21 protein-coding genes and 2 pseudogenes are annotated in these 23,719 nt (G+C 62.8%); 12 read left to right on the top strand and 11 right to left on the bottom strand.

From position 1 onward, the window contains the following. Positions 1-132: 132 nt before the first annotated feature. Positions 133-1,107: a transcriptional regulator GcvA gene (gcvA, locus tag AC0V8S_RS03025; RefSeq protein WP_475436784.1), complete on the bottom strand. Its 975-nt coding sequence runs from the start codon at positions 1,105-1,107 to the stop codon at positions 133-135. Between the two features lie 205 nt (positions 1,108-1,312). Between gcvA and speB the strand changes: the two genes are divergently transcribed. From speB to AC0V8S_RS02995, 6 genes and pseudogenes are all read left to right on the top strand, one after another. Then, positions 1,313-2,374, top strand: coding sequence for an agmatinase (gene speB / locus AC0V8S_RS03020; protein WP_475436783.1), 1,062 nt, complete (start codon positions 1,313-1,315; stop codon positions 2,372-2,374). Between the two features lie 80 nt (positions 2,375-2,454). Then, positions 2,455-3,264 carry a transporter substrate-binding domain-containing protein gene (locus AC0V8S_RS03015; protein WP_475436782.1) on the top strand — a complete coding sequence of 270 codons (810 nt, stop codon included), beginning with the start codon at positions 2,455-2,457 and terminating at the stop codon, positions 3,262-3,264. A 6-nt stretch (positions 3,265-3,270) separates the two neighbouring features. After that, entirely contained in the window at positions 3,271-3,927 is a 657-nt protein-coding gene (locus AC0V8S_RS03010) for an amino acid ABC transporter permease (protein ID WP_475436781.1), read from the top strand. Beyond that, positions 3,924-4,571, top strand: coding sequence for an amino acid ABC transporter permease (locus AC0V8S_RS03005; protein ID WP_475436780.1), 648 nt, complete (start codon positions 3,924-3,926; stop codon positions 4,569-4,571). The genes AC0V8S_RS03010 and AC0V8S_RS03005 overlap by 4 nt, the downstream gene beginning before the upstream one ends. Positions 4,572-4,726: 155 nt before the next feature. Beyond that, on the top strand, positions 4,727-5,590 hold the full coding sequence (locus tag AC0V8S_RS03000) for a dienelactone hydrolase family protein (protein ID WP_475436779.1): 864 nt from the start codon (positions 4,727-4,729) through the stop codon (positions 5,588-5,590). Positions 5,591-5,655: 65 nt separating this feature from the next. Then, a pseudogene (locus tag AC0V8S_RS02995) lies at positions 5,656-5,949 on the top strand (amino acid ABC transporter permease); the annotation flags it as partial. A 20-nt stretch (positions 5,950-5,969) separates the two neighbouring features. Here AC0V8S_RS02995 and AC0V8S_RS02990 read toward each other — a convergent pair. From AC0V8S_RS02990 to AC0V8S_RS02980, 3 genes and pseudogenes are all read right to left on the bottom strand, one after another. Further along, complete coding sequence (locus AC0V8S_RS02990) at positions 5,970-6,356, bottom strand: hypothetical protein (RefSeq protein ID WP_475436778.1); 387 nt, start codon at positions 6,354-6,356, stop codon at positions 5,970-5,972. 38 nt (positions 6,357-6,394) lie between these two features. Beyond that, entirely contained in the window at positions 6,395-7,801 is a 1,407-nt protein-coding gene (locus tag AC0V8S_RS02985; protein ID WP_475436777.1) for a tetratricopeptide repeat protein, read from the bottom strand. Between the two features lie 384 nt (positions 7,802-8,185). Beyond that, positions 8,186-9,590 (bottom strand): annotated as a pseudogene (locus AC0V8S_RS02980) (MATE family efflux transporter). 251 nt (positions 9,591-9,841) lie between these two features. On the opposite strand from AC0V8S_RS02980, the gene AC0V8S_RS02975 reads away from it, so the two are divergent. The 6 genes from AC0V8S_RS02975 (at position 9,842) to AC0V8S_RS02950 (ending at position 16,232) form a co-directional block, all read left to right on the top strand. Continuing rightward, complete coding sequence (locus tag AC0V8S_RS02975) at positions 9,842-10,759, top strand: AraC family transcriptional regulator (protein ID WP_183464722.1); 918 nt, start codon at positions 9,842-9,844, stop codon at positions 10,757-10,759. 240 nt (positions 10,760-10,999) lie between these two features. Then, positions 11,000-12,274, top strand: coding sequence for an ABC transporter substrate-binding protein (locus AC0V8S_RS02970; RefSeq protein ID WP_475436776.1), 1,275 nt, complete (start codon positions 11,000-11,002; stop codon positions 12,272-12,274). Between the two features lie 132 nt (positions 12,275-12,406). Continuing rightward, positions 12,407-13,273 carry a carbohydrate ABC transporter permease gene (locus AC0V8S_RS02965; RefSeq protein WP_475436775.1) on the top strand — a complete coding sequence of 289 codons (867 nt, stop codon included), beginning with the start codon at positions 12,407-12,409 and terminating at the stop codon, positions 13,271-13,273. Beyond that, complete coding sequence (locus AC0V8S_RS02960) at positions 13,270-14,082, top strand: carbohydrate ABC transporter permease (RefSeq protein WP_475436774.1); 813 nt, start codon at positions 13,270-13,272, stop codon at positions 14,080-14,082. Before AC0V8S_RS02965 ends, AC0V8S_RS02960 begins: the two co-directional genes overlap by 4 nt. 15 nt (positions 14,083-14,097) lie before the next feature. Beyond that, entirely contained in the window at positions 14,098-15,144 is a 1,047-nt protein-coding gene (locus tag AC0V8S_RS02955) for an NAD(P)-dependent alcohol dehydrogenase (RefSeq protein WP_475436773.1), read from the top strand. Positions 15,145-15,146: 2 nt separating this feature from the next. Next, positions 15,147-16,232 carry an ABC transporter ATP-binding protein gene (locus AC0V8S_RS02950; RefSeq protein WP_475436772.1) on the top strand — a complete coding sequence of 362 codons (1,086 nt, stop codon included), beginning with the start codon at positions 15,147-15,149 and terminating at the stop codon, positions 16,230-16,232. A 9-nt stretch (positions 16,233-16,241) separates the two neighbouring features. On the opposite strand, the gene AC0V8S_RS02945 is transcribed toward AC0V8S_RS02950, so the two are convergent. The 7 genes from AC0V8S_RS02945 to AC0V8S_RS02915 all read right to left on the bottom strand — a co-directional run bounded on the left by AC0V8S_RS02945 (position 16,242) and on the right by AC0V8S_RS02915 (position 23,691). After that, positions 16,242-17,828 (bottom strand): FGGY-family carbohydrate kinase, encoded by a 1,587-nt coding sequence (locus AC0V8S_RS02945; protein WP_475436771.1) that lies wholly within the window; start codon positions 17,826-17,828, stop codon positions 16,242-16,244. Next, on the bottom strand, positions 17,825-18,508 hold the full coding sequence (locus AC0V8S_RS02940) for an HAD family hydrolase (RefSeq protein ID WP_475436770.1): 684 nt from the start codon (positions 18,506-18,508) through the stop codon (positions 17,825-17,827). The genes AC0V8S_RS02945 and AC0V8S_RS02940 overlap by 4 nt, the downstream gene beginning before the upstream one ends. Positions 18,509-18,523: 15 nt before the next feature. Then, positions 18,524-20,002 (bottom strand): mannitol dehydrogenase family protein, encoded by a 1,479-nt coding sequence (locus AC0V8S_RS02935; RefSeq protein ID WP_475436769.1) that lies wholly within the window; start codon positions 20,000-20,002, stop codon positions 18,524-18,526. A 158-nt stretch (positions 20,003-20,160) separates the two neighbouring features. Further along, on the bottom strand, positions 20,161-20,931 hold the full coding sequence (locus AC0V8S_RS02930; RefSeq protein WP_475438561.1) for an L-iditol 2-dehydrogenase: 771 nt from the start codon (positions 20,929-20,931) through the stop codon (positions 20,161-20,163). Positions 20,932-20,933: 2 nt separating this feature from the next. Beyond that, a complete protein-coding gene (locus tag AC0V8S_RS02925) occupies positions 20,934-21,932 on the bottom strand; it encodes an ABC transporter ATP-binding protein (protein WP_183464730.1) in 999 nt (332 codons plus the stop codon). A 50-nt stretch (positions 21,933-21,982) separates the two neighbouring features. Continuing rightward, positions 21,983-22,807 (bottom strand): carbohydrate ABC transporter permease, encoded by an 825-nt coding sequence (locus tag AC0V8S_RS02920; protein ID WP_183464731.1) that lies wholly within the window; start codon positions 22,805-22,807, stop codon positions 21,983-21,985. Positions 22,808-22,818: 11 nt separating this feature from the next. Then, a complete protein-coding gene (locus AC0V8S_RS02915; RefSeq protein ID WP_183464732.1) occupies positions 22,819-23,691 on the bottom strand; it encodes a carbohydrate ABC transporter permease in 873 nt (290 codons plus the stop codon). Positions 23,692-23,719: the final 28 nt, after the last annotated feature.

Genomic DNA, 23,719 nt, shown 5'->3' with positions numbered 1-23,719 from the left:
TTGCTGCCGCCTTCGCTGCCTGCCATCCACAATCGCGACAGGCCTCATAGCATCGAATTGGCCAGAGCGCTGCCCGCTTTCAGGCTGGCCCGACAAAAAGAACGGCCTGCGTATGGCCGTGCGCAGCCAGTCTCAGCCCGTGGTCTTTGCGCCGATAACCCTAAGTTGCGGGCGCTTGCGGCGGCTGATGATACGGCCGGCGACCGGAGCGTCGGCACGACCGTCATCTCCGGCCTTCTCGGCGAACAGCCAGTCGATGAACACCTGCACGATCGGCGTCGTGCGCATTTCGTTGCGGCAGACGACGTAGAAATCGTCGACCGCCGGCACCGAAAGGCTGAACGGCGCGACCAGCATGCCCCTGGCCAAGAGCGCGCTTGCCGTCACGGAATCGCCCAGCGCCACGCCATGGCCGTGCACCGCGGCCTCGGTCGCCATGCGCGCGTCGCCCAGATGATGGCGGCGGCCCTTTTCGAGGTCCAGCGCATCGGCGGCCGCCAGCCAGGTGTGCCATTCGCGGCCGTCGTCGCCATGCAGGAAGACATGGTCGGCGAGGTCCCTGACGCTGCGGATCGGCCGGTTGTTGATCAAGGTCGGGCTGACCACGGGAAACAGCTCCAGCCCCGACCATTTGCGCATCCAGCAATCGGTCCAGCTGCCATTGCCATAGTGCACGCAGACATCGATATGCGGAGCACGGATATCCTTGGGGTCGTTGGAGGGGCTGAGCGTCAGCTGGATGTCGGGATATTGCGCGGTGAAGCTACCCAGCCTCGGCGTCATCCACAAAAGCAGCAAGGCCGGTACGCAGGACACCGACAGCGCGCCGCTGCTTGCCGGCCGGGTCAGCCGCTGCGTGGCCGCGGCGATGCTGTCGAAGGCCGTCGACACCGCCGGCAAGAGTTCGGCGCCATGCGGTGTCAGCCTGACCCGCTGGCCGACACGTTCGAACAGCTTGACGCCGAGCGACTGTTCAAGCGCCTTGATCTGGTGGCTGACGGCGCCATGCGTGACATTCAGCTCACTCGCCGCTTTGGTCAGCGAGCCATGCCGCGCCGTTGCCTCGAAGGCGCGCAGCGGATTCAGGGGTGGCAGGCGCTTGACCATGGATGCCCGGTTTCTTTGTGAGATTTTCTCACAGAAAACACCCTAACAATATCAATTGATTTTTCAATGCGGCTGCCGGACACTTCGGCTCGGAACAGCATCAAGACGTGAAATCTGCATGCAGCCAGCGGGACAGCGACCCGGCCGGATGACGGTCGGTTCGCTTGAGGTCGCCGACGGCCGCATCAGTCCAGGAGGAACGGATATGGGATACGATCGCGGCAAGCTAGACGCGTTGCGTCGCAAATATGGCGAGAGCCATGGCGGCGAGATGTTCGACCCGAAATTCCGCAAGGTCGCCGACAAGATCTTTTCCAAATCGGGCACCAGGCTGGCGCCCTATTCCGGCATCCCGACCTTCCTCGCCGCGCCCTATCGTGAAATCGCGGCGGAAAACCCGGATTTCGGTGACCTGCAGGTGGCGATCATCGGCGTGCCGATGGACCTTGGCGTCACCAACCGGCCAGGCTCGCGTTTTGGGCCGAGGGCGCTGCGTGCCATCGAGCGCATCGGCCCCTACAATCATGTGCTGGAATGCGCCCCGACGCATGAGCTTCGCGTTGCCGACATCGGCGACACGCCGTTCCGCAGCCGCTACCGGCTGGAGACCAGCCATGAGGATATCGAGCGCCGCGCCAACCAGATCGTCGATGCCGGCGTCATCCCGTTGTCGGTCGGCGGCGACCATTCGATCAGCCACCCGATCCTGAAGGCCGTCGGCAAGAAGGCCCCAGTCGGCCTCATCCATATCGACGCCCATTGCGACACCAGCGGCCTGTTCGACATGACCAAGTTCCACCACGGCGGCCCGTTCCGCAACGCGGTGCTCGACGGCGTGCTCGATCCGACTCGCACCATCCAGATCGGCATTCGCGGTTCGGCCGAATATCTGTGGGAGTTCACCTACGAGTCCGGGATGACCGTGGTGCACGCCGAAGAGGTGACCGGTCTCGGCATTCCGGCCATCATCGAGAAGGCGCGCAAGATCGTCGGTGACGGCCCGACCTATGTCTCCTTCGACATCGACAGCGTCGATCCGGCCTTCGCGCCGGGCACCGGCACGCCGGAAGTCGGCGGCCTGACAACGCGTGAAGTGCTCGAACTGCTGCGCGGCCTCAAGGGCCTCAACATCGTCGGCGGCGACGTCGTCGAGGTGGCGCCGCAATACGACGCCACCACCAACACCGCCCATGCCGGCGCCCAGGTGCTGTTCGAGATATTGAGCCTGATGGTGTTCAGCCCGGCCATCACGGGCAAGGGCGCCTGACACCTGCAACAGAAAGGCGGCCGCCGCGCTGGAGCCGGCGGCCGACCCCAACAAACAAAGCTTCCAGAAGGGGAATACCAATGACAATCCACTCGACACTGAAATCATCCATTGCCGCCATCCTGGTGCTCGGCGCCGCCGGCCTCGGTCTCTCCACCCAGGCCGCCAATGCCGACGCGCTGGCTGACATCACCAAGGCCGGCACCATCAATGTCGGCGTCTTCGCCGACTTCCCGCCCTTCTCCTCGGCCAGCGCCGATATGAGCCTCAAGGGCTATGACATGGACGTCGCGCAGTACATCGCCGACACGCTCAAGGTGAAGCTCAACCCGGTCGCCGTCACCGGCCAGAACCGTATCCCGTACCTGAACGACCATCGCGTCGACATCCTGATGAGCGTCGGCTACTCGAAGGAGCGCGAGCAGGTCATCGACTTCGCCGCCGCCTACGCGCCTTACTACATCGCGGTGATCGGTCCGGCGGCTATCAGCGTCAAAGGCAAGGAAGACCTTGCCGACAAGTCGATCGCCGTCAATCGCGGCACGCTCGAGGACACCTCGCTCACCGAGGCCGCGCCCGCCTCGGCCGACATCAAGCGTTTCGACAACTACAATTCGGTCATCCAGGCCTTCATCTCCGGCCAGACCCAGCTGATGGTCGTCGGCAACGATGTCGGCGCCCAGGTGCTGGCCAAGCAGGATGCGCTGAAGCCGGAGCAGAAATTCCAGCTGCTGACCTCGCCCTCGCATATCGGTCTCAACAAGAACGAAGACGGCCTGAAGAAGGCGGTCAACGACGCCATCGCCAAGATGCTGGCCGACGGCAAGCTGGACGAAAGCTCGAAGGCTTGGCTGAAGACGCCGCTCAATCCCGACAATCTCAAGGATTGAGTTCCCGTGGCCTTTGCCTGGCTTCCAGGTGCCTTGGGCGACATCGCGCACGGCGCGGCCACGACGATCCTGCTGATCGCCGTGACCACGCTGGCCGGGACGCTGCTCAGCATCCTCGGCGCCGCCGGACGGCGAAACGGCCCCGTGCTGCTGCGTCGGGCCATCGCCTGGTATGTCGAGGTGATGCGCAACACACCATTCCTGGTGCAGTTGTTCTTCATCTTCTTCGGCCTGCCGAGCCTCGGCATCAGGCTCGACCCGATCCTGGCCGCCATGCTGGCGATGACGCTCAACATGGCGGCCTATACGATCGAAATCGTCGGCGCCGGACTGGATGCCGTACCGGGCGGGCAAACGGAAGCCGCCCTGGCGCTAGGCTTGAGGCCCCGCCAGGTGTTCATCAAGATCGTGCTGCCGCAGGCGCTCAAGATCATCTATCCGGCGCTGACCAGTCAGATCGTCATCATGATGCTGGAATCGGCCGTCGTGTCGCAGATCGCGGTGCGCGAGCTGACCTATGAGGCCGACATGCTACAGGCACGCACCTTCCGTTCCTTCGAGACCTATTTCGTCGTGACGCTGGTCTACCTCGCAATGTCGATGGCTTTGCGCCGCTTGCTGGTCACCGGCGGGCGCCGCGCGCTTGGAGCCGGCGTGTCATGATCGAATTCACCTTCTGGGACATCGTGCGCAACCTTCTGCTTGCCGCCCGCTGGACGGTGCTGCTGTCGCTGGCTGCCTTCGTCGGTGGCGCGGTGGTTGGGATGGTCGTGCTGTTCTTCCGGATCTCCAAGAACAAATGGAGCCGGCGCTTTGCCTCCGGCTACATTGCCCTGTTCCAGGGAACGCCGCTGCTGATGCAGCTCTTCCTGATGTTCTTCGGCCTGCCGATGCTCGGCCTGCGCATCGAGCCGTGGACCGCCGCGGTGCTCGGCCTCACCTTCTTCGCCAGTGCCTATCTCGCCGAGATATGGCGCTCCGGCGTCGATGCCTTGCCGCGCGGCCAGTGGGACGCCGGCGCCAGCCTCGGCCTGCATTATCTGCAGGAGCTCAGGCTGATCATTCTGCCGCAGGCATTCTCGATCACCCGCGCGCCGACGGTCGGCTTCCTGGTGCAGCTGATCAAATCGACGGCGCTGACCTCGATCATCGGTTTCGAGGAACTGGTGCGGACCTCCAACGCCATCAACAACGCCACCTTCGAACCGTTCAAGGTCTACGGGTTGGTGGCGCTGATCTTCTTCCTCATGTGCTTCCCGCTGACGCAATATGCCCGTTCGCTGGAACGGCGCGCGGCGACCCGCTGAAGCAATTCCAGGAAAAGTGTCAAACGGTTTTCCGTCCGGAATTGCGTCAAACAAAGAGCCTTCCCTCCCTTCGCCACGCAACTGTGATTTGCGATAAGCCGGCCTGCGCCGCACTGTGAACGTCACGGCTTTTCTGCAGGGAGGGCGCTTTGGCGATGCAGGCGAAGTATCGTGTCGTGCTCGCAGGCCTGTTCGCCTTTTGGATGGCGCAGCCGGCTGCGGCAGCCGACAAGGCACCCAATCACGTCAGCATTCCGGCCGACGGCGAGAACGAGCCTGCGACGCTGGACGCGATGCTGTTCAAGCCGCAGGGGCAGGGGCCGTTTCCGGCTGTCGTGGCCATGCATGGCTGCAGCGGCCTGTGGAGCAGCAAGAACAAGACGGAACTCAGCCCGCGCCATGCCGATTGGGGCCAGCGCCTGGCCGCTCTCGGCTACGTCGTGATCTTTCCGGACAGTTTCGGCTCGCGCGGACTGGGCCCGCAATGCAAGAACGGCGACCGGGAGGTCGAACCCTATCGCGAGCGGGTGGAGGATGCGAACGCCGCCCGCCGCTATTTGCAGACGCTGCCCTATGTGAAGCCCGACGCCACCGCCTTGCTTGGCTGGTCGAATGGCGGCTCGACCGTCCTTTACACGGTCCGGCCGAAGGACAAACCGAAGCGGGGTTCGCCGGACTTCCGCGCGGCGGTCGCCTTCTATCCGGGCTGCTCGGCTCCGGCTGAGAAAGGCGATTGGGCGACCCGCGTGCCGCTTCTCATTGTGATGGGCGATGCCGACGACTGGACCCCGGCCAAGCCGTGCAAGGTGCTGGCGGACGCCAACCCCGACAGCGTGAAGCTCATCCTCTATCCCGGCGCCTACCATGATTTCGACAATGAGGCGCAGCCACTGCACGAACTGCATGGGTTGGCCTACACGGCCAATGGCGACGGTGTGGCGCATACAGGACTGAATCCAGCGGCCCGTGCGGCAGCACTCAAGGACGTGCCCGAATTCCTCGCCGCGCTGAAGCAGTAGGAGGACATCAGACCAACCTGACTGTCGCCGGGCAACGGGGCTGTCGGCTTCAATGCTGAGATGCCAATGGCGGCGCCAGCCTCGGGCTGCACTAGCTGAGGAGCTCAGGCTGATCATCCTGCCGCAAGCGTTCTCGATCATGCGGGCGCCGACAGTCGACTTCCTGGTGCAGTTCATCAAATCGACCGCGCTGACTTTGATCATCGGCTTCGAGGAGCTGGTGCGGGACCTCCAACGCCATCAACAACGCGACCTTCGAACCGTTCAAGGTCTACGGGCTGGTGGCGCTGATTTTCTTCGTGATGTGCTTCCCGCTGACGCAATACGCCCGTTCGCTCGAACGGCGCGCCGCCCATTGAGTGGAGAGTATGGTCAGGAGTTACCCTCTGCTAAGGCCAAGACGTTTGACCAACTCCTGCTGTTTCTCAAAGGCATCTGGTATACTTCCGTACTTCAATGATTGTGTACAATCGTCGAGTGCTTTCTGAAGTTCCCCTATCTGCATATAAGCGTAACATCGATTATTGTAGGCCACCGCCACATCATCCTTCCTGACGGACTTCTCGTCATATAGATACGTATATTTATTCAAGCTATCGATCGCCTCTGTAAACTCCTTTTTCGTATCGTATATCCAGCTGACGGTTATTGCCGCGCTCGCTCGGTAGCTATTTTCCGAATCAGCCACCGCAGTGAAATCATTCAACGCGGCGTCCATGTTTCCGAGTTCTTGATAAACGAGCCCGCGCCAGTATCTGGCTAACATGTTCCCGGAATCGTCGTCGACCGCCTTCGTGCAGTCGGCTAGCGCAGCCTTATATTCTCTCTTTCGTAATACGCGTAGCAGATGTAGTGCTCCCAATCGACCTGGTTGCCGAGATCGAGAGCGGCGCGGCTATACGCGACAACGTCGTCAAACCGGGACTGATAGGAAAGAGGGTCGAGCATCTGAAGATAGATCGTTGATGTTGCCAAATCCCTCGCTGCCTCATCGGGAAATTCGCTCTTGTCTATGTCTCGAAGTGCCTCCCGATTCTTCGAAATTGCGTTGTCATAGAAGCCTTTCCAAGACCAGGACTGGGCGACGACAGCGTCTATGATGTAATCATTGTGGCCGGGATCGTTCTCGACCAACTGTGTGTCGCTGTGCATCGCGCTTGCGGCAAGTTGCAGTGCGGCGCCCGCATAAGTTTCGCCGCCGCTCGCTTGCAGCATATCGAGGAGGATGTCCTTTACGACCAATCCGAATTCATAGTGGTCGGCATGATCGTAGATTTGCAGGGCGGCAACGACCTCGTGCTCCAGGTCCGGCCCTGCCTGCTGTTTCATCAGCGTCCGGACGCAGTCTGTAGCATTGCTCCGATCACTAAAGAATACGCTGCATTCGATCGAATTGGCGATTAGGATTCTTCGGTAGAGGCTGACGTAGAGAACCTTGAGTGGAGAGTAGGGTTCTGTCTGCCCTGCATATCGATCCACGAACTGACGCATCGCCTGAACTGTTCCGCCCCAGCGCGGTTCGCGCATCGCAAGACCTTCATCATAGAGCGGGTAGTAGGCGGGAAACTTTGCAATCGCCTGCTCGAGAAAGCGCTGCTCCCCCGAAAAGTCTCCAAGGCCGCGCAAGATGATGAGCTTGAGGTAATAGGCATATGGGTTTGCGCCGTCCAATTCGATCGCACTTTCGACATCGGTCCGCGCCCGCCGCAGGTTGTCGTGAAAGGCAGCAAGGTCGGCAGGCAGCGTGTCATTGTCGAAACGATGGCCTCGTCTGAACCAGGCAGTGTCGTAGTAATACTGAGCGCGAACAAGGGTCGGCAGAGCCGCCTGCGGATCTGCAGAAACCCACTGGCTGAGACGGGCCTCGAACCGAACGTCGTTGTCATTCGAAATTGCGGCGATAAAATTGGTAAAGGGATAGTAGCGCCAAGCCGTAATGCGGCTCTTTGCAAGCACAGCTTCGCCAACCTGGCTGGCGGCCTCATAACGACCGTCGACAATGGCGTCCCGTACGGAGCGAGCGAGTTCCGACGGCAATTTATCCTTGCGAGACTTAGCTGCGAGGTTTGGTGTCTGGGTGTCGGCAGCGGCCGGTGTTTGCCCCCGAGCGACAGCTGGGGGAAGGGATAGAAACACCATCACGACGCATAGAAGGAGAGTTGCGGTCGACCCTAAAGGCAGGTGCCAGCGCATATGTATCCGCATATCCATGCCCGCTTCTCCCGTGACTGCTGTTGGTGGACAGCACGAAATCTAGCAATGCCATTGCCCCTCTAAGATTTGGCAAATATCCGAGCAGTATTTTTAAGGTTCATTGGTCAATCGCGGGAGCCGCCGCAGGGTTGGCGGGCCGCGGAGATGCTGGAGTGGCCGCCGGCCGCTTCGTACACTCTGGAGCAGGGCGTCTGGATCGATGATGGGATCGGGGCTTTGCGTGCGCTACCGCCAGCGGTGTCTGCTTTCAGACAACGGCAGAGCTTACCTCAACGTCCGACATGAGGCGCAAAGCAGATGTTTCGTGGGCCGACATGAAGGCTCCATTCAATGAGCCGCAATGTTAGGACATGACGGCCGCCAATCCGGCGACCGTCAGGTTCAATGCCCGAACGCCAACTGCGGTGCGATCCGGTCCCGCCGCAGCCAGCGCGTCAGAAGCAGGGCCGCCACCACGGCCAGCCCTGTCGACAGGCCCATCCAGATGCCGACGCCGTGGAAGCCGAAATGGAAGGCGAGCAGCACGCCGAGCGGCAGGCCGACGCCCCAATAGCCGATCGCGGCGTAAATCATCGGCACCTTGGTGTCGTGCAGGCCACGCAGCATGCCGGCGGCCACCGCCTGGGCGCCGTCGAAGACCTGGAAAAGTGCTGCAAACACCAGGAACGATACGGCGAGCGCGATCACACGGGCGTTGGCCGGGTTGGCGAGATCGATGAAGGCGCTGATCAGCAGATGCGGCCACAGGACCATCACCAGCCCCATCAGCGCCATGAACGAGACGCCGAGGACAAAGGCGGTCCAGCCGGCGCGCGACACGCCTTCCGGATTGCCGGCGCCATGCGCAAGGCCGACACGCACCGTCACCGCCTGGTTGAGGCCGAGCGGGACCATGAAGGAGATCGAGGCGATCTGGATGGCGATCGCATGCGCGGCCAGCGAATCCGCGTCGATCAGGCCCATCAGCAGTGCCGCCGCGTTGAAGATCGTCACCTCGAAGGCGAGGATACCGGCAATCGGCAGGCCGAGCCGCAGCAAGCCCTTGAAGCGCGGCCAGTCGGACCGCCAGAAGCGGCCGAACAGGTGGTAGCGCCGGAACTTCTTCTCCAGCATCACCACGACAGCCATGCCGGCGAACATCAGTGTGCTGGACATCGATGTGGCGAGGCCCGAGCCGGCAATGCCCATGGCCGGAAAGCCGAGATTGCCGAACATGAACACCCAGTTGAAGACGGCGTTGCAGGCGACAGCGACGAAAACGATGATCAGCGCCCAGCCCGGCCGCTCCAGCGCCGAGATGAACGAGCGCAGCACGATATAGCCGTAGAAAGGCAGCACTGCCCATTCCAGCCAGCGCAGGTAGATGCCGGCCTGATGCGCCAGCGCGGGTTCCTGGCCCATGGCCAGCAGAATCGTCCTCGCCGTGCCAGAGCACGAGCCAGATCGGGATCGAGATCAGGATCGCCAGCCACAGGCCCTGGCGCACGGTGCGGCGCAAATCGCGCACCGAATAGCGGCGACGGCCAAGCTCTGTGGCGATCATCGGCGACGTCGCCAGCATCAGCCCAAGGCCGAAGATCAGCGGCATGAAATAGAGGTTCGCGCCAAGCGCGCCGCTGGCCAGCGTATCCGCTCCAAGACGTCCCATCATCATGACGTCGGTGGCCGTCATCGCGGTCTGGCCGAGATTGGTCAGCACCATCGGCCAGGCCAGCGCCAGCGTCGCCCTGATTTCCTGGCGCCAAAGATTTTCCGGCGCGCGAGCGCCGGCTTCGATCGCAGACATTGTTCCGCTCTTTCCAGATACGGCACGTCGGCAAAGCGCCGGAAGCCGCATGTCAAACGGCAAAACCTTCGGTTTCGCGGCGTTTGCGTCAGCTTTTGGACGAAACGCGACATGAAGGCAAGGGAGGAGGGACAGTGAGCGATTGAGCCAGCGCCCTTCCAGGGGTGCCGTTGCCTCGTTCCCTTGCCGGCCGTGGGCTGTTACGGATTGCCTTGGAGATCGGCAGCCCGCGAGCCCGCCGGGAGGAATGGATGGCGTTCAGACAGCGAAAAAACCCGGCCGCGATCCCGCGCACAGCGCCGGCCTTCGAACATATCGTCACCGAGGCGAGCGACAGTTTCCTGTGGCGGCTCGACGACTATCCCTGGGAACGCAATGTCTGGAATTTCCACCCGGAGTACGAGATCCATCTGCTGCGGAAATCCTCCGGCGTGGTCCTGGTCGGCGATCACATCGGCGAGTTCGGGCCGGGCTATCTGACCATCGTCGGCGGCGGCCTGCCGCATGACTGGGTGACCGCGGTGCAGCCGGGCGAGCTGATCGAAGGCCGCGACATCGTCCTGCAGTTCGATGCGCAGAGGCTGCGTGGCTCGGCGGGCCTGTTGCCCGAACTGCGCGAGCTCGAGCCGTTCCTGGAACGGTCGCTGCGTGGCATGGTTTTTCACGGCCGCACGGCGCTGGAAGGCGCCGGACTGATGGAGCGGATGGGAACCGTGCATGGACTCGCCCGCCTCTGCCTGTTCCTCGAACTGGTCGACCTCCTGGCCAGGACCGACGAATACGAGCTCTTGTCGTCGCCGGATTTCTCGCCGGCTCTCGACGCCGCCTCGCTCGACATCATCCAGCGCACGCTGACCTATCTGTTCCAGCATTTCGCCGAGGATCTGAAGCTGCCCGACGTGGCCGAACGCGCCGGAATGAGCGAGAGCACATTCTCGCGCTTCTTCCAGAAGAACACCGGCAACTCCTTCAGCGACCATCTCGCCAAGCTCCGGCTCTGGCAGGCCTGCAAGCTCCTGGCCGACACCGATGTCGCGATCACCGATATCTGTTTCCAGGTCGGCTACATGAACATTTCCAACTTCAACCGCGCCTTCCTGCGCAAGCACAAGATGACGCCGTCCTCCTATCGCAAACTGTCGCGGCAGCGGCTGACGATGCGCGCATAAGCACGCCCTGAATCAACGGCTTGGACAAAATCGATACTCATGTGACGGAAGCCGTGGATGGCTACCGTATTTTGCGCTGCACAATGCATAAAAGTACAGGTTTGCTGCAACGGGGCTTCTAGCTTGCCCCGATTGAACTCCGCATTTTGGCGATGGGTGGCATGTCGCTCGGGCGATGGTGAGGATCGCAGAACCCGAGGACTTCCGCTTCCTGCGAGTGTTCCTGGAGGAGAAAAATCAATGAAACCAATTCGGCTCGCTGCGGGCTTGGGCGCAGCTTTCATGCTTTCCGCTACCGTATCAACCATCGCGCTGGCGCAGGCACCGGTCTGCTCGGCGCCGGTCAAGGTGCTGGCGCAGCCGCGCGACGGCCTGACGCTTCTGGAGGACTCCAAGGCCGAGTTCGAGAAGCTTGCCGGCGCCGGCTTCCAGATCGACTATCTCAACGAGAACGACCGCCGGGCGAAATCGCGCGCCGATGCGTCCACCGTCGGCAATTACAACGTCTACTATGTCGACGAAGCCAATGTCGCGCTGTTTGCCTCGTCGAAATGGATCGTGCCGCTGACCGATTATTATCCGGCTGACTATGACTATGCCGACTTCGATCCCGGCCGGCAGAAGGTCGCCACCTATGACGGCAAGGTCTGGTTCGCGCCGCTGACCGGCGGCGGCGACCTGATGGTCTACCGCAAGGACGTGCTCGAAGCCGCCGGCATCCAGCCGCCCAAGACGCTGGACGAGCTGATCGCCGACGTGCCGAAGCTGACCAATCCGGACAAGGGCATGTACGGCATCGCGCTGCGTGGTGCTCGCGGTTCGGGCGCCAATGTCTGGCGCTGGATGCCTTTCTTCAAGGCCTATGGCGGCCAGTGGTTCGATGGCGACAAGCCGGTCTTCAATTCGGATGCCGCCGTCAAGGCGACCGAAACCTATCTGAAGCTGTTCAAGGATTCGGCTCCTGGCACGCAGACCGGCAGCTGGGATGAATCGACCGGCGCCTTCCTGTCGGGCCAGGTCGCGATCCTCGTCGAATCGACGCCGCTGTCGGGCATGGCGGTCGATCCGAAGACTTCGCAGGTGGTCGGCAAGATCGGCTTCCTGCCGCCGCCGTCGCCGCTGCCCGGCGGCGGTTACGGCCATGGCCTCGCCATCGCGGCAAAGGCCAATGCCGACGACGCTTCGAAGAAATGCGCCGGCCTGTTCATCGCCTGGGCGACGTCGAAGGAAAACGAGAAGCGCCGGCTCGACGCACATCAGTTCGGCGAGCTGAACCGCACCAGCATCCTGTCCAGCAAGGAGTTCGCTGATATCTACGGCGCCGATCTCGGCCAGGCGCTGGCGGCGACTGGCAAGGTCACCGCGGTCAACTTCTGGCAGGATCCGCGCTGGCCCGATCTCGGCGACCGCTGGGGCATCATCCTCGAGGAACTCGTGACCGGCACCCGCACCGACATCAAGGGCGGCCTCAACGAGCTCGAGGCCTATGCCACCGAGCTGGCGAAGAAGAAATAGAGCCATCCTCCCGCCCGTGGCGCGCGGTCCGCGGCATTGTCCGCAATGCCGGGACCTGTGCGCCACGGAACCTTTGCTCCCAAGGGAGAAATCATGCCGACACGATCGAGACGCAAGCGAGGATAGATGCCAATGGCCCGACGCACGTCGCTCCCTGTCACCTTCGTCGTTCCGACCATCGCCATCCTTCTGGTCTTATCGATGGTGCCGACGCTCTACGCCATCGTCATCGCCTTGCAGAATCGCGAGTTGAGCACGCCCGATTATTCCTGGGTCTGGCTGTCGAACTTCGTCGATCTGTTCCTCGACCGCCGCTTCCTCAACGCGGTCTGGGTGTCGGTGAAATGGGAGATCGTCACCGTTGTCGCGACCATGGTGGTGGCGATCGGGCTCGGTGTGCTGTTGTTCGAGGTCGCCAGCCCACGCCTGCGCAATGTCTACTGCCTGCTGTTCATCATCCCGGTGTTGTTGCCGCGCGTCTCGGCCGCCTTCGTCTGGAAGTTCGCCTATCACCCGCTCTACGGCATAGCCACGTATCCCTATAGGCTACTGACCGGCGGGCTGATCTTCGACCCGCTGTCCAAGCCGGGGACGGCCTTGTTCGCCGTTGCGTCGGTCGATGTCTGGCAGTGGGGGCTGTTCTTCGCCGTCATCGTGCTGAAGCTTCTGGAGACCCTGCCGCCGCAGCCGATCGAGGCGGCGCGGCTCGACCATGCCCGGCGATGGCAGATCCACGCCTATGTCACCTTGCCGATGCTGAAGGCGCCCTTGATCAGCCTGATGTTCGTCAAGATGATCGAATCGCTGCGCTCCTTCGACCTGATCTATGTGATGACCCGCGGCGGACCGGGCGTGGCCACCGAAACGCTCGACATGTACGCTTTCTCGCAAGGCTTCATCGAATCCGGCAAGGTCTCCTACGCCTCGGCCATGGCCGTGCTGATGATGATCGCCACCGTCATCACCTTCACCATGCTGTGGAAGCGGGTGCAGGCATGAGACCGGGTCGCCTGATCGGCAGGATCGTGCTGGCATTTGCCGGCTTCCTGGCCGTGTTTCCGCTGCTGTGGACGGCGCTCAATGCGCTGAAGAACAATGTCGACATCATCACCCGCGTGCCGCGCCTAGTGTTCACGCCGACATGGGCCAACATCGGCTATATCCTCGGCCGCGATAGCGTGCTCACCGGGCTCTACAACTCGGTCGTCGCTTGCGGCTCGGCCGTGCTGATCGGTGTCGTGCTCGGCCTGCCGGCGGCTTACGCGGTGGCGCGCTATCCCAACCGCTGGGCCGGCGACATCCAGTTCTTCGTGCTGTCGTTGCGCTTCCTGCCGCCGGTAGCGGTCGCCATCCCGCTGATGGTGATCTGGCTGCAGGTCGGCCTCTACGATACTTTGCCGGCGCTGATCATCACCTACTCACTGCTCACCATCTCGGTGATCATGTGGCTCGCCATCCCCGCCTTCCAAAGCGTACCGAAGGAGATCGAGGAAGCCGCCTTCGTCGACGGCTACGGCGCCTATTCGGTGTTCTGGCGGATTGCGCTGCCTGTCGCGGCGCGCTCCCTGGCTGGCGCCGTCGCCTTCAGCTTCGTGCTGGTCTGGAACGAGTTCCTGATCGCGCTGATGCTGTCGAGCTCCAACGCCAAGACCTTGCCGATCGTTGCCTCGGAACTCTCCCAGCAAGGCATGAATGTGCCATGGGGCATTCTCAACGCTTCGGTCGTGCTCCTGTCGCTGCCGCCCCTGCTGTTCCTCGGCGTGCTCAGCGGCTTCCTGAATTCCGTTTTCCGGCAAAAAAAGACTTGATGTGAGGATTTCCCGATGCGGGCACTGGTGCTTGAGAAAAAAGGCGAACTGTCGCTGCGCGAGATCGCGCTGCCGCTCGATGTCGGGCCGGACGATGTCAAGATAGCCATCCACACGGTCGGCGTCTGCGGCAGCGACGTGCACTATTACACGCATGGCGCCATCGGCAGCTATGTCGTGCGCGCGCCCATGGTGCTCGGCCACGAAGCCGCGGGGACGGTTGTCGAGACCGGCGCCAATGTCGAGACCTTCAAGGTCGGCGACCGCGTCTGCATGGAGCCGGGCGTGCCGAACCTGTCCTCGCGCGCGACCAAACTCGGCATCTACAATGTCGACCCTGACGTCCGTTTCTGGGCGACGCCGCCGGTGCACGGTGTGCTCGCGCCCTACGCCGTGCACCCCGCCGCCTTCACCTACAAACTGCCCGACAATGTCTCCTTCGCCGAGGGCGCCATGGTCGAGCCCTTCGCCATCGGCATGCAGGCGGCAAGCCGTGCACGCATCGTTCCGGGCGATGTCGCCGTCGTCGTCGGTTGCGGCCCGATCGGCATCATGATCGCGCTCGCCGCGCTTGCCGGCGGCTGCTCGAAAGTGCTGATCTCCGATTTTTCCGCGCCCAAGCTGAAGATCGCCGCGCAATATGCCGGCATCGTGCCGGTCAATATAGGCGAGCAGTCGCTGGTCGATGCGGTGGCCGCCGCGACCGACAATTGGGGCGCCGATATCGTCTTCGAGGCGAGCGGCAGCCCGAAGGCCTTCGCCAACCTGTTCGATGTCGTGCGGCCGGGCGGCGCGGTGGTGCTGGTCGGGCTGCCGGTGGAGCCGGTGGCTCTCAACGTGCCGGCGGCGATCTCGAAGGAGGTTCGCATCGAGACGGTGTTCCGCTATGCCAACATCTTCGACCGCGCCTTGCAGCTCATCGCCTCCGGCAAGGTCGACCTCAAGCCGCTGATCACCGGCACCTATGACTTCGCCGACAGCATCAAGGCCTTCGAGCGGGCTGCCCAAGGCAATCCGGAAGACGTCAAGCTGCAGATCCTGCTCAGCGGCGAGAAAGGATGATCATGTCCGCGATCGTTTGCTCCCATGTCGACAAGGCTTATGGCGCCACCACGGTCATCCGCGACCTGAACCTCAGCATTGAAGAGCACGAATTCGTCGTCTTTCTCGGCCCGTCCGGCTGCGGCAAGTCGACCTTGCTGCGCATGCTGGCGGGGCTGGAGGACATCAGCGGCGGCGAGGTCTCGATCGGCGGCAAGGTGGTCAACGATCTCGATCCGGGCGACCGCGGCATCGCCATGGTGTTCCAGAACTACGCGCTCTATCCGCATATGACGATCTTCGACAACATCGCCTTCGGGCTGCGGCGCCAGAAGGTGCCTGCGGCCGAGATCCAGAAGCGGGTCGAAGCGGTGTCGAGGACGCTCGGACTGGAACCCTATCTCGGCCGCAAGCCGGCCGAACTTTCCGGCGGCCAGCAGCAGCGCGTCGCCATTGCCCGTGCGATGATCAAGACGCCCAAAGTGTTCCTGTTCGACGAGCCGCTTTCCAATCTCGACGCCAAGCTGCGCAACCATATGCGCGTCGAGATCGCGCGCTTGCACCAATCGCTGAAGACCACCACCGTCTATGTCACCCATGACCAGTTGGAGGCGATGACGCTCGCCGACCGCATCGTGCTGCTCAAGGAGGGTGTCATCGAGCAGATCGGCACGCCGGCAGAAATCTACCTGCGGCCCGGCAATATGTTCGTCGCCGGCTTCATCGGCACGCCGAACATGAATTTCGTCGAGGTGACGGTTGGCCGTAAGGCGGATGGCTGGACGCTGACCGGTGCCGGAACGGTGCTTTCGATCGAAGGTCGGGGTTTCCATCTGCAGCATGGCGACCGCGCCGTGCTCGGCATCCGGCCGCCGGACCTGAAGACGGCCAATGCCGAGATCGCCTGTATATTGCAAGGCACGGCCGACCTCATCGAATTCCACGGCAATGATGCGCTGGTGACGTTCGGCTCAGGCGGCAAGGAGATCAGCGCACTGGTTCCGGCACGCGAATGCCCGGTGCTGAATGCCCCTGTGCGCTACACATTCGAGGAAGAAAGCATCCATTTGTTCGACGCGACGTCGGGCGCGTCGCTGCGCAAGCAGTAGGCAAAGGGCCTACCGAATCGCGTCGAGCGCCTGGCGCTGGCGGTGCATTTCCAGGAAAATCCGGTAGTCGCGATCGAAGCGGGCACCGGCGGCCGGATTGGCGGCACGCCGCTTGCCGCCCTGCTGCATGGCAAGGCATGCGGCGTTGAGGTCGGGGAAAAGCCCGGCGGCGGTTGCGGCAACCATGCCGGTGCCGAGCAGCACCGCTTCGTCGGCCAGCGGCTCGACCACCGTACAGCCGGTGGCGTCGGCGTAGAGCTCCATCAACAGCGGGTTCTTGGTGTGGCCGCCGGTGACATGCAGCGTGTCGATGAGATAGCCGTTCTCGTTCAGCGCCTCCAGCACATGTCGCACGCCGAGCGCGATGCCGACGGCGGTGCGCCAGTAGAGCTTGCACAGACTGTCGAAGGAGGAATCCAGCGTCAGCCCGCTGACGACGCCGACGGCATGAGGATCGGCGAGCGGCGAGCGGTTGCCGTGGAAATCCGGCAGCACATGCAGGCGCGCGGCGAGGTTCTCACCCTCGGCGGCGCGCAGTTCGGCGACACGCCTGGCGATTTTGGCATGCATGGCGGCGTCCGGCTCGCCGCCGGCGCCGTGCCAGCGGATGATGTGGTCGAGCAGCGCGCCGGTGGCCGACTGGCCGCCTTCCGACAGCCACAGCTTGGGCAGCGCCGCGCCATAATAAGGGCCCCAGACGCCGGCAAAAGGCTGCGGATCGGGCGACATCGCCATGACGCAGCTTGATGTGCCGGCGATCAGCGCCAGATGCCGGCCGATATCCTGCTCATCGCCTGCAAAGCCGCCGAGCACGCCAAGCGCGCCGGCATAGGCATCGATGACTCCGGCACCGACCCGGCAGTTTTCCGTCAGGCCGAGCTCCGCCGCTGCTTGCGCCGTCAGCGGACCAATGTCGGCACCGACCGGACTGGCCCTCTCCGGCAGATTGCCATGCTCGAAAAGGTCGTCGAGGCCGACGATTTCGAAGAAATCGCGCTGCCATGCGGTGTCTTCATGCGCGAGGTAAGTCCATTTGGCGGTCAGCGTGCATTGCGAACGGGCGAGAGAGCCGGTCGCCTGCCAGGTCAGGAAATCGGCAAGATCGAATAGGTAGCCGGCGTCATTCCAGGTCTTGGGCAGGTTGCGCTTCAACCACATCAGCTTCGGCGTTGCCATCTCCGGCGACATGACGCCGCCAATGTAGTTGAGCACCTCGTGGCTGCTCGCCGTGCATTCGTCGGCTTCGGCAATGGCGCGGTGATCGAGCCAGACGATGGTGTCCCAACGCTTGTCGCCGGTGGTCGAAACGCTGAGCTGTTCGCCTTGCCGGTCGCGCACCACCAGTGAACAAGTGGCATCAAACGAGATGCCGACAACATCCTGCGCAGCGACGCCGGCTTTTTCGCGAGCGGCACGCACTGCCGCGCAGACGGCCGACCAGATATCGCGCGAATCATGCTCGGCGTGATCGGGCTTTGGCTGGTTCATGGCGATCGGCCGATCGGCACGGCCGAGCAAGGTACCACTGGCGTCGAGAATGCCCGCGCGAGCGCTCCCGGTGCCGACATCGACCGCGCAAACAAACTGTTTCGTCAAGATGCTCTAACTCTCGCTCCCAGGCCTGCAATCAGATCGGGCAATTGCAGCATGTCAGCGAATATAAAGTCCGGTTCACTCGACGCAAGCCGCGCTTTCAAGGTGGGGTTGCCGGCATGCGAGCCGCCGGTGAAGGCAAAGACGCGCATGCCCGCCGCGCGCGCCGCCGCGACACCGGCCGGACTGTCCTCGATGACGAGGCATTTGCGCGGATGCGCCCGCATGCTGGCGGCGGCGTGCAGGAACAGGTCGGGCGCCGGCTTTCCCTTGGCGACCATGGCGGCGCTGAACAGATGCGGCTCCATCAGCCCGAGCAGACCGGTGACCTCGAGCGCATAGCGGATGCGTTCCAGCGTCCCCGACGAGGCGACGCAGAACGGCAGGCCGAGCTTCGGCAACATCTCCTTGATGCCGGGAATCGGCTTCAGCTCCTCGTGGAACTTGCGCATCAGGTCGACACGCATGGCGGTCAGATGCTCATCGCTGATCTCCAGGCCGAAGTCGCGTCCAAGGATCTCGCGCACGCTTTTCATGCTCTTGCCGAGGAAATGCTCGTAGGCGGCGTCCTCGCTGACGCTGCCGCCGGCAAGTTCGATCATGCCGAGCAGCGCCGAGACGGAGAGCGCTTCGCTGTCGACCAGCACGCCGTCGCAGTCGAAGATGACCAGTTCAGGCGTCATGATGGCTGATAGCTCTCAGAGCTTGCCGGCGATGTAGCGCGTCAGCGTGGCGCGGGCGCCGTTGGCCCACAGCACGTTGAGCGCATGGCTGAAGGCCTCGACAAACGCCGTGGCGCGGCCGACATCGCCATAGATGTCCTCCATGGCGAGCCAGGCGGCGGGCGCATCCTTTGCCGCCTTTGCCGTTGCCTGCAGCCGGTCCCAGCTCGGATCGTTGGGTTCGATGACGGCGCCGCTGTCCGTCGTGCCGAAGCAGTATCGGCACCAAAGTGCGGACTCCAGCGCCAGGCCGGCGACACCTTTCCCTGCCTTCAGCCGGTCGGCGATGGTCGGGATGATGAATTTCGGCTGACGGTTGGAGCCATCGAGGCAGAGCCGGCGGATGGTGTCGCCGATCTTGGGATTGGAGAAGCGCTTCTCGATGAGCTGGTAATAGTCCTCCAGCACCGTGTCCGGCACCGGCGGCACCGTCGGGATGATCTCGTCATGCTCGAGCTTGTCGAGAAAGCCGCGCACCAGCGGCTCCTGCATCGCTTCATGCACGAAATGGATGTCCATCAGCCCAGCCGGATAGGCAATGGTGGCATGGCCGCCATTGAGGATGCGGATCTTCATCAACTCGTAGGGCGCGACGTCTTTGACGAACTGCACGCCGACCTTTTCCAGCGGCGGACGGCCATCGGTGAAGCGATCCTCCAGCACCCATTGCCGGAACGGTTCGCAGAACACCGGCCAGTTGTCCTCCAGCCCGAAATCCTTGGCCAGGATGCCGCGCTCGCGGTCAGTCGTGGCCGGCGTAATGCGGTCCACCATGCCGTTTGGAAAAGCGACGTGGCCGCTCACCCAGTTGGCCAGGTCCTCGTCGATCAGCCGCGCCAGTCCGATGACGCCATCCGAGGTGACATGGCCATTGTGAGGGATGTTGTCGCAGGACATGACGGTGAACGGCACGGTGCCTTCGTCGCGCCGGCGCACCAGCCCGGCCAGGATGAGGCCGAACACCGTCTTCGGCGTAGCGCCGGGCTGCGCGTCAGCAACGATATCCGGATGGGCCGGGTTGAATTTGCCCGACGCCGGGTCGATGAAATAGCCGCCTTCGGTGATGGTCAGCGAAACGATCTTGATCGCCGGATCGGCCAGGCGATCGACGATGCCGGCGGCATCGCCCGGCATCAGGAAGTCGATCATCGCGCCGGTCACACGGGCGCTCATATGGCCGTCATCCTGCTCGACCACCGTGGTCAGCCAGTCCTGCGCTTCCAGCTTGCCGCGCCCGATCTTCTCGCCCTCGAATACGCCGGCCCCGACCAGCGCCCAGTCATGGCCGACACCTGAATTGAAGAGGTCGTCGAGATAGACCGCCTGGTGCGAGCGATGGAAATTGCCGACGCCGAAATGCACGATGCCGGCCTTGAGCTTCGAGCGGTCGTATTTCGGACCCGCAACCTTGGCGGGCAGGTTCGCGAGATTGGCGGAAGAGAGTTTCACGGTCATCTGTTTTACCCTTTGGCCGGGCTTCGGCCTCGTTACTCCGCCTCTCCCCGTCCTCTCGGGAGAGGGTAAGGGACGGCACATGCCTTATGAGGCCGATGCGGCCTCTGATGTTGGCCTCTGCTCCTCGCGGAGGGACGAGGAACAGAGGCCGTCCCCCCTCAACTCATCCACTGGCCGCCGTCGACATTGTAGGTCTGGGCGACGATGTATTCGGCCTCAGCGCTGGCCAGGAAGACCGCCATGCCGGCGAGATCCTCCGGCTTGCCCATGCGGCCGTAAGGCACCCCTTCGCCGACAAGCCTCTTCTTCTCGCCCTTCGGCCGGTTCTCATATTTGGCGAACAGGGCATCGACTTGATCCCACATGTCGCTGTCCACGACCCCAGGCGCGATGCCGTTGACGTTGATGCGGTGCTTGATCAGGTCGAGGCCCGCCGACTGGGTCAGCGAGATGACGGCGGCCTTGGTGGCGCAATAGACGCCGACCAGCGCCTCGCCACGCCGCCCGGCCTGGCTTGCCATGTTGATGATTTTGCCGCCCTTGCCCCGCGCGATCATCGAGCGGGCAGCCGCCTGCAGCATGAACAGCGTGCCGGCGACATTGACGGAAAACAATTTCTCGTAGCTTGCCCGGGAGATCTCGACGATCGGCGCCAGATCGAACAAGGCCGCGTTGTTGATCAATATGTCGAGGCCGCCGGCCTTGCTTTCCACCGCCTTCACCGCGGCGTCGATGGAGGCCTGATCCGTGACATCGAGTTTGACGGCATAGGCATTGGCGCCGATCTCGGCGGCCGTCTTTTGCGCGGCCTCAAGGTTGATGTCGGCAATCGCCACCGTGGCGCCTTCGCGCACATAGGCTTCGGCAAAAGCCTTGCCGATGCCACGCGCCGAACCCGTGATCAGCGCCGATTTGCCGGCCAGGCGCATGCTCACATTGCCTTTCCGTCGGCACCGAAGCGATGCAGCTTGGCCTTGTCGGGCGTCAGATAGATGGTGTCACCGTGATGGACGGCCAACTCGCCGTCGGCGCGCACCGTCAGCGGCCCGACGCCATCGGTCTGGACATGCAGGAAGGTGTCGGAGCCCAGATGTTCGGCAACGCCGACGGTGGCTTTCCATTCGCCCGCCGTGGTTGAGATATCCATATGTTCGGGGCGGATACCGATGGTCTTGGCGCCATGTTTGGCGGCTGGCGCGCCCTCGATCAGGTTCATCTTCGGCGAGCCGATGAAGCCGGCGACGAACAGGTTGCGCGGCGTCTTGTAGAGCTCCATCGGCGAGCCGACCTGCTCGATATTGCCGGCATTCAGCACGACGATCTTGTCGGCCATGGTCATGGCTTCGACCTGGTCGTGGGTGACGTAGATCATGGTGGTCTTGAGCTGGTGGTGCAACTCGCTGATCTCCAGCCGCATCGTGCCGCGAAGGGCCGCATCGAGGTTGGAGAGCGGTTCGTCGAACAGGAAGGCCGAGGGCTGGCGCACGATGGCGCGGCCGATGGCGACGCGCTGGCGCTGGCCGCCTGAGAGCTGGCCGGGCCGCCGTTCGAGATAGTTGGTGAGGTTCAAGACGCGTGCCGCGTCCTTTACCTTCTTGTCGATGGTCGCCTGGTCCTCGCCCGCCATCTTCAGCGGGAAGGCGATGTTCTTGGCCACCGTCATATGCGGATAGAGCGCGTAGGACTGGAACACCATGGCAAGCTTGCGCTTGGCCGGCGCCTCGCCGGTGACGTCACGGCCATCGATGTTGATGGTGCCGCCGCTGGTGTCCTCCAGCCCGGCGATCAGTCGCAGCAGCGTGGACTTGCCGCAACCCGACGGGCCGACGAAGACGACGAACTCGCCATTCTCGATCACCAGGTCGAGGCCGGGGATGATTGACGTCGCCCCGAAGGACTTGGAGACGTTCTTGAGCGTGATGTTTCCCATGGTTTCCTCCCCGAGGGGTTATTGTCCGTCGTCGGTTGCGTGCGGCGGTATTATTTCACGGCGCCAAAGGTCAGGCCGCGCACCAGCTGCTTCTGGCTGAACCAGCCCATGATCAGGATCGGCGCGATCGCCAGCGTCGAGGCGGCCGAAAGCTTGGCCCAGAACAGGCCTTGCGGGCTGGAGAAGGAACTGATGAAGGCGGTGAGCGGAGCAGCATCCGTGGTGGTCAGGCGGATCGTCCAGAACGCCTCGTTCCAGGCCAGGATGATGTTCAAGAGCATGGTCGAGGCAATGCCGGGCACCGCCATCGGGGTCAGCACATAGATGATCTCGTTCCACAGCGAGGCGCCGTCCATGCGCGCCGCTTCCAGGATTTCGCCAGGGATCTCGCGGAAGTAGGTGTAGAGCATCCACACCACGATCGGCAGGTTGATCAGCATCAGCATGACCATCAGGCCGATGCGGCTGTCGAGCAGGCCGGTGTCGCGGAAGATCAGGTAGATCGGGAACAGCACCGCGACAGCCGGCATCATCTTGGTGGACAGCATCCACATCAGAATGTCCTTGGTCCGCTTGGTCGGCGAGAACGCCATCGACCATGCCGCCGGAATGGCGACCAGCAAGGCCAGGATGGTTGAGCCGACCGAGAGCAGCACCGAATTGAAGAAGAACTTGAAGTAGCCGCTCTGCGCCTGAACCTCGGTATAACTCTCGAACGTTCCGGACGGGATCAGGGCGAAACCCTGGATCGCCTCCTGTTCCGACTTGAACGAGGTTATGATCGTGTAGAGGATCGGGAAGAAGATCAGCAGCGCGACGATCCAGGCCGCAGCCGTCGCGATCGTCTTGTGCCGGGTGGTGACTGCACGGGCCATCTTGTCCTCCCTTACTTGTCGAGGTTCTTGCCGACCGCGCGCATGGCGAAGAAGGCGACGATATTGGCGAGAATGACGGCGATCACGCCGCCCGCGGATGCCTGGCCGATTTTGAACTCCAGCAACGCCTTCTGGTAGACGAGGAAGGGCAGGTTGGTGGAGGCGTAGCCGGGGCCGCCATTGGTAGTGACCAGGATCTCGGCATAGACCGAGAGCAGGAAGATGGTCTGGATCAGGATGACCACGGTGATGGCGCGCGACATGTGCGGCAGCGTCAGATAGATGAAGCGGCTGATAAAGCCGGCGCCGTCCATTTCGGCGGCTTCCTTCTGCTCGCCGTCGAGCGATTGCAGCGCGGTCAAAAGGATCAATGTCGCGAAAGGCAGCCACTGCCAGGCGACGATGATGATGATCGCCGTCATCGGATGTTGCCCGAACCAGTCGATCGGTTGCGCCCCGAAGAAGCGCGCTATGTCGGCGAACACTCCGTATTGCGGGTGCATGATCATGTTCTTCCAGACCAGTGCGGCCACTGGCGGCATGACGAAGAACGGTGAAATGACGAGGATGCGCACGATCCCCTGTCCCCACATCGGCTGATCGATCAAAAGCGCCAGCAGGATGCCGCCGATCACCGTGATCAACAGAACGCTGATCACCAGGATCAAGGTGTTGAGGATCGATTGCAGGAAGGCGGGGTTGGAATAGAACAGCGCATAGTTGGAGAAACCAACGAAGCCGTCGCGGATCGGGTTGAGCGGATTGTACTGCTGGAAGGAGAACCAGAGGGTGATGACCAGCGGCACGATCATCCAGACGAACAGCAGCACGACAGATGGCGCCATCATGAAACGGGCAAGCGAACGGGTCTGCTGAGTAGCCATGACGGTCACCCTCCAAAGGTCAGCTAGA

The organism is Mesorhizobium oxytropidicola, from assembly GCF_056174625.1.
This window is presented reverse-complemented; position numbering and strand designations above follow the sequence as displayed.

Excerpts from the sequence above, each read along its gene's own strand:
- AC0V8S_RS02940 (WP_475436770.1), bottom strand. The coding sequence starts at position 18,508 with ATGACGCCTGAACTGGTCATCTTCGACTGCGACGGCGTGCTGGTCGAC.
- AC0V8S_RS02935 (WP_475436769.1), bottom strand. The coding sequence starts at position 20,002 with ATGACCGTGAAACTCTCTTCCGCCAATCTCGCGAACCTGCCCGCCAAG.
- AC0V8S_RS03015 (WP_475436782.1), top strand. The coding sequence starts at position 2,455 with ATGACAATCCACTCGACACTGAAATCATCCATTGCCGCCATCCTGGTG.
- AC0V8S_RS02920 (WP_183464731.1), bottom strand. The coding sequence starts at position 22,807 with ATGGCCCGTGCAGTCACCACCCGGCACAAGACGATCGCGACGGCTGCG.
- AC0V8S_RS02925 (WP_183464730.1), bottom strand. The coding sequence starts at position 21,932 with ATGGGAAACATCACGCTCAAGAACGTCTCCAAGTCCTTCGGGGCGACG.
- AC0V8S_RS02975 (WP_183464722.1), top strand. The coding sequence starts at position 9,842 with ATGGCGTTCAGACAGCGAAAAAACCCGGCCGCGATCCCGCGCACAGCG.
- AC0V8S_RS02930 (WP_475438561.1), bottom strand. The coding sequence starts at position 20,931 with ATGCGCCTGGCCGGCAAATCGGCGCTGATCACGGGTTCGGCGCGTGGC.
- AC0V8S_RS02915 (WP_183464732.1), bottom strand. The coding sequence starts at position 23,691 with ATGGCTACTCAGCAGACCCGTTCGCTTGCCCGTTTCATGATGGCGCCA.
- AC0V8S_RS02950 (WP_475436772.1), top strand. The coding sequence starts at position 15,147 with ATGTCCGCGATCGTTTGCTCCCATGTCGACAAGGCTTATGGCGCCACC.
- AC0V8S_RS02970 (WP_475436776.1), top strand. The coding sequence starts at position 11,000 with ATGAAACCAATTCGGCTCGCTGCGGGCTTGGGCGCAGCTTTCATGCTT.
- gcvA (WP_475436784.1), bottom strand. The coding sequence starts at position 1,107 with ATGGTCAAGCGCCTGCCACCCCTGAATCCGCTGCGCGCCTTCGAGGCA.
- AC0V8S_RS02955 (WP_475436773.1), top strand. The coding sequence starts at position 14,098 with ATGCGGGCACTGGTGCTTGAGAAAAAAGGCGAACTGTCGCTGCGCGAG.
- speB (WP_475436783.1), top strand. The coding sequence starts at position 1,313 with ATGGGATACGATCGCGGCAAGCTAGACGCGTTGCGTCGCAAATATGGC.
- AC0V8S_RS02965 (WP_475436775.1), top strand. The coding sequence starts at position 12,407 with ATGGCCCGACGCACGTCGCTCCCTGTCACCTTCGTCGTTCCGACCATC.
- AC0V8S_RS02960 (WP_475436774.1), top strand. The coding sequence starts at position 13,270 with ATGAGACCGGGTCGCCTGATCGGCAGGATCGTGCTGGCATTTGCCGGC.
- AC0V8S_RS02990 (WP_475436778.1), bottom strand. The coding sequence starts at position 6,356 with ATGTTAGCCAGATACTGGCGCGGGCTCGTTTATCAAGAACTCGGAAAC.
- AC0V8S_RS03000 (WP_475436779.1), top strand. The coding sequence starts at position 4,727 with ATGCAGGCGAAGTATCGTGTCGTGCTCGCAGGCCTGTTCGCCTTTTGG.
- AC0V8S_RS03005 (WP_475436780.1), top strand. The coding sequence starts at position 3,924 with ATGATCGAATTCACCTTCTGGGACATCGTGCGCAACCTTCTGCTTGCC.
- AC0V8S_RS02985 (WP_475436777.1), bottom strand. The coding sequence starts at position 7,801 with ATGGATATGCGGATACATATGCGCTGGCACCTGCCTTTAGGGTCGACC.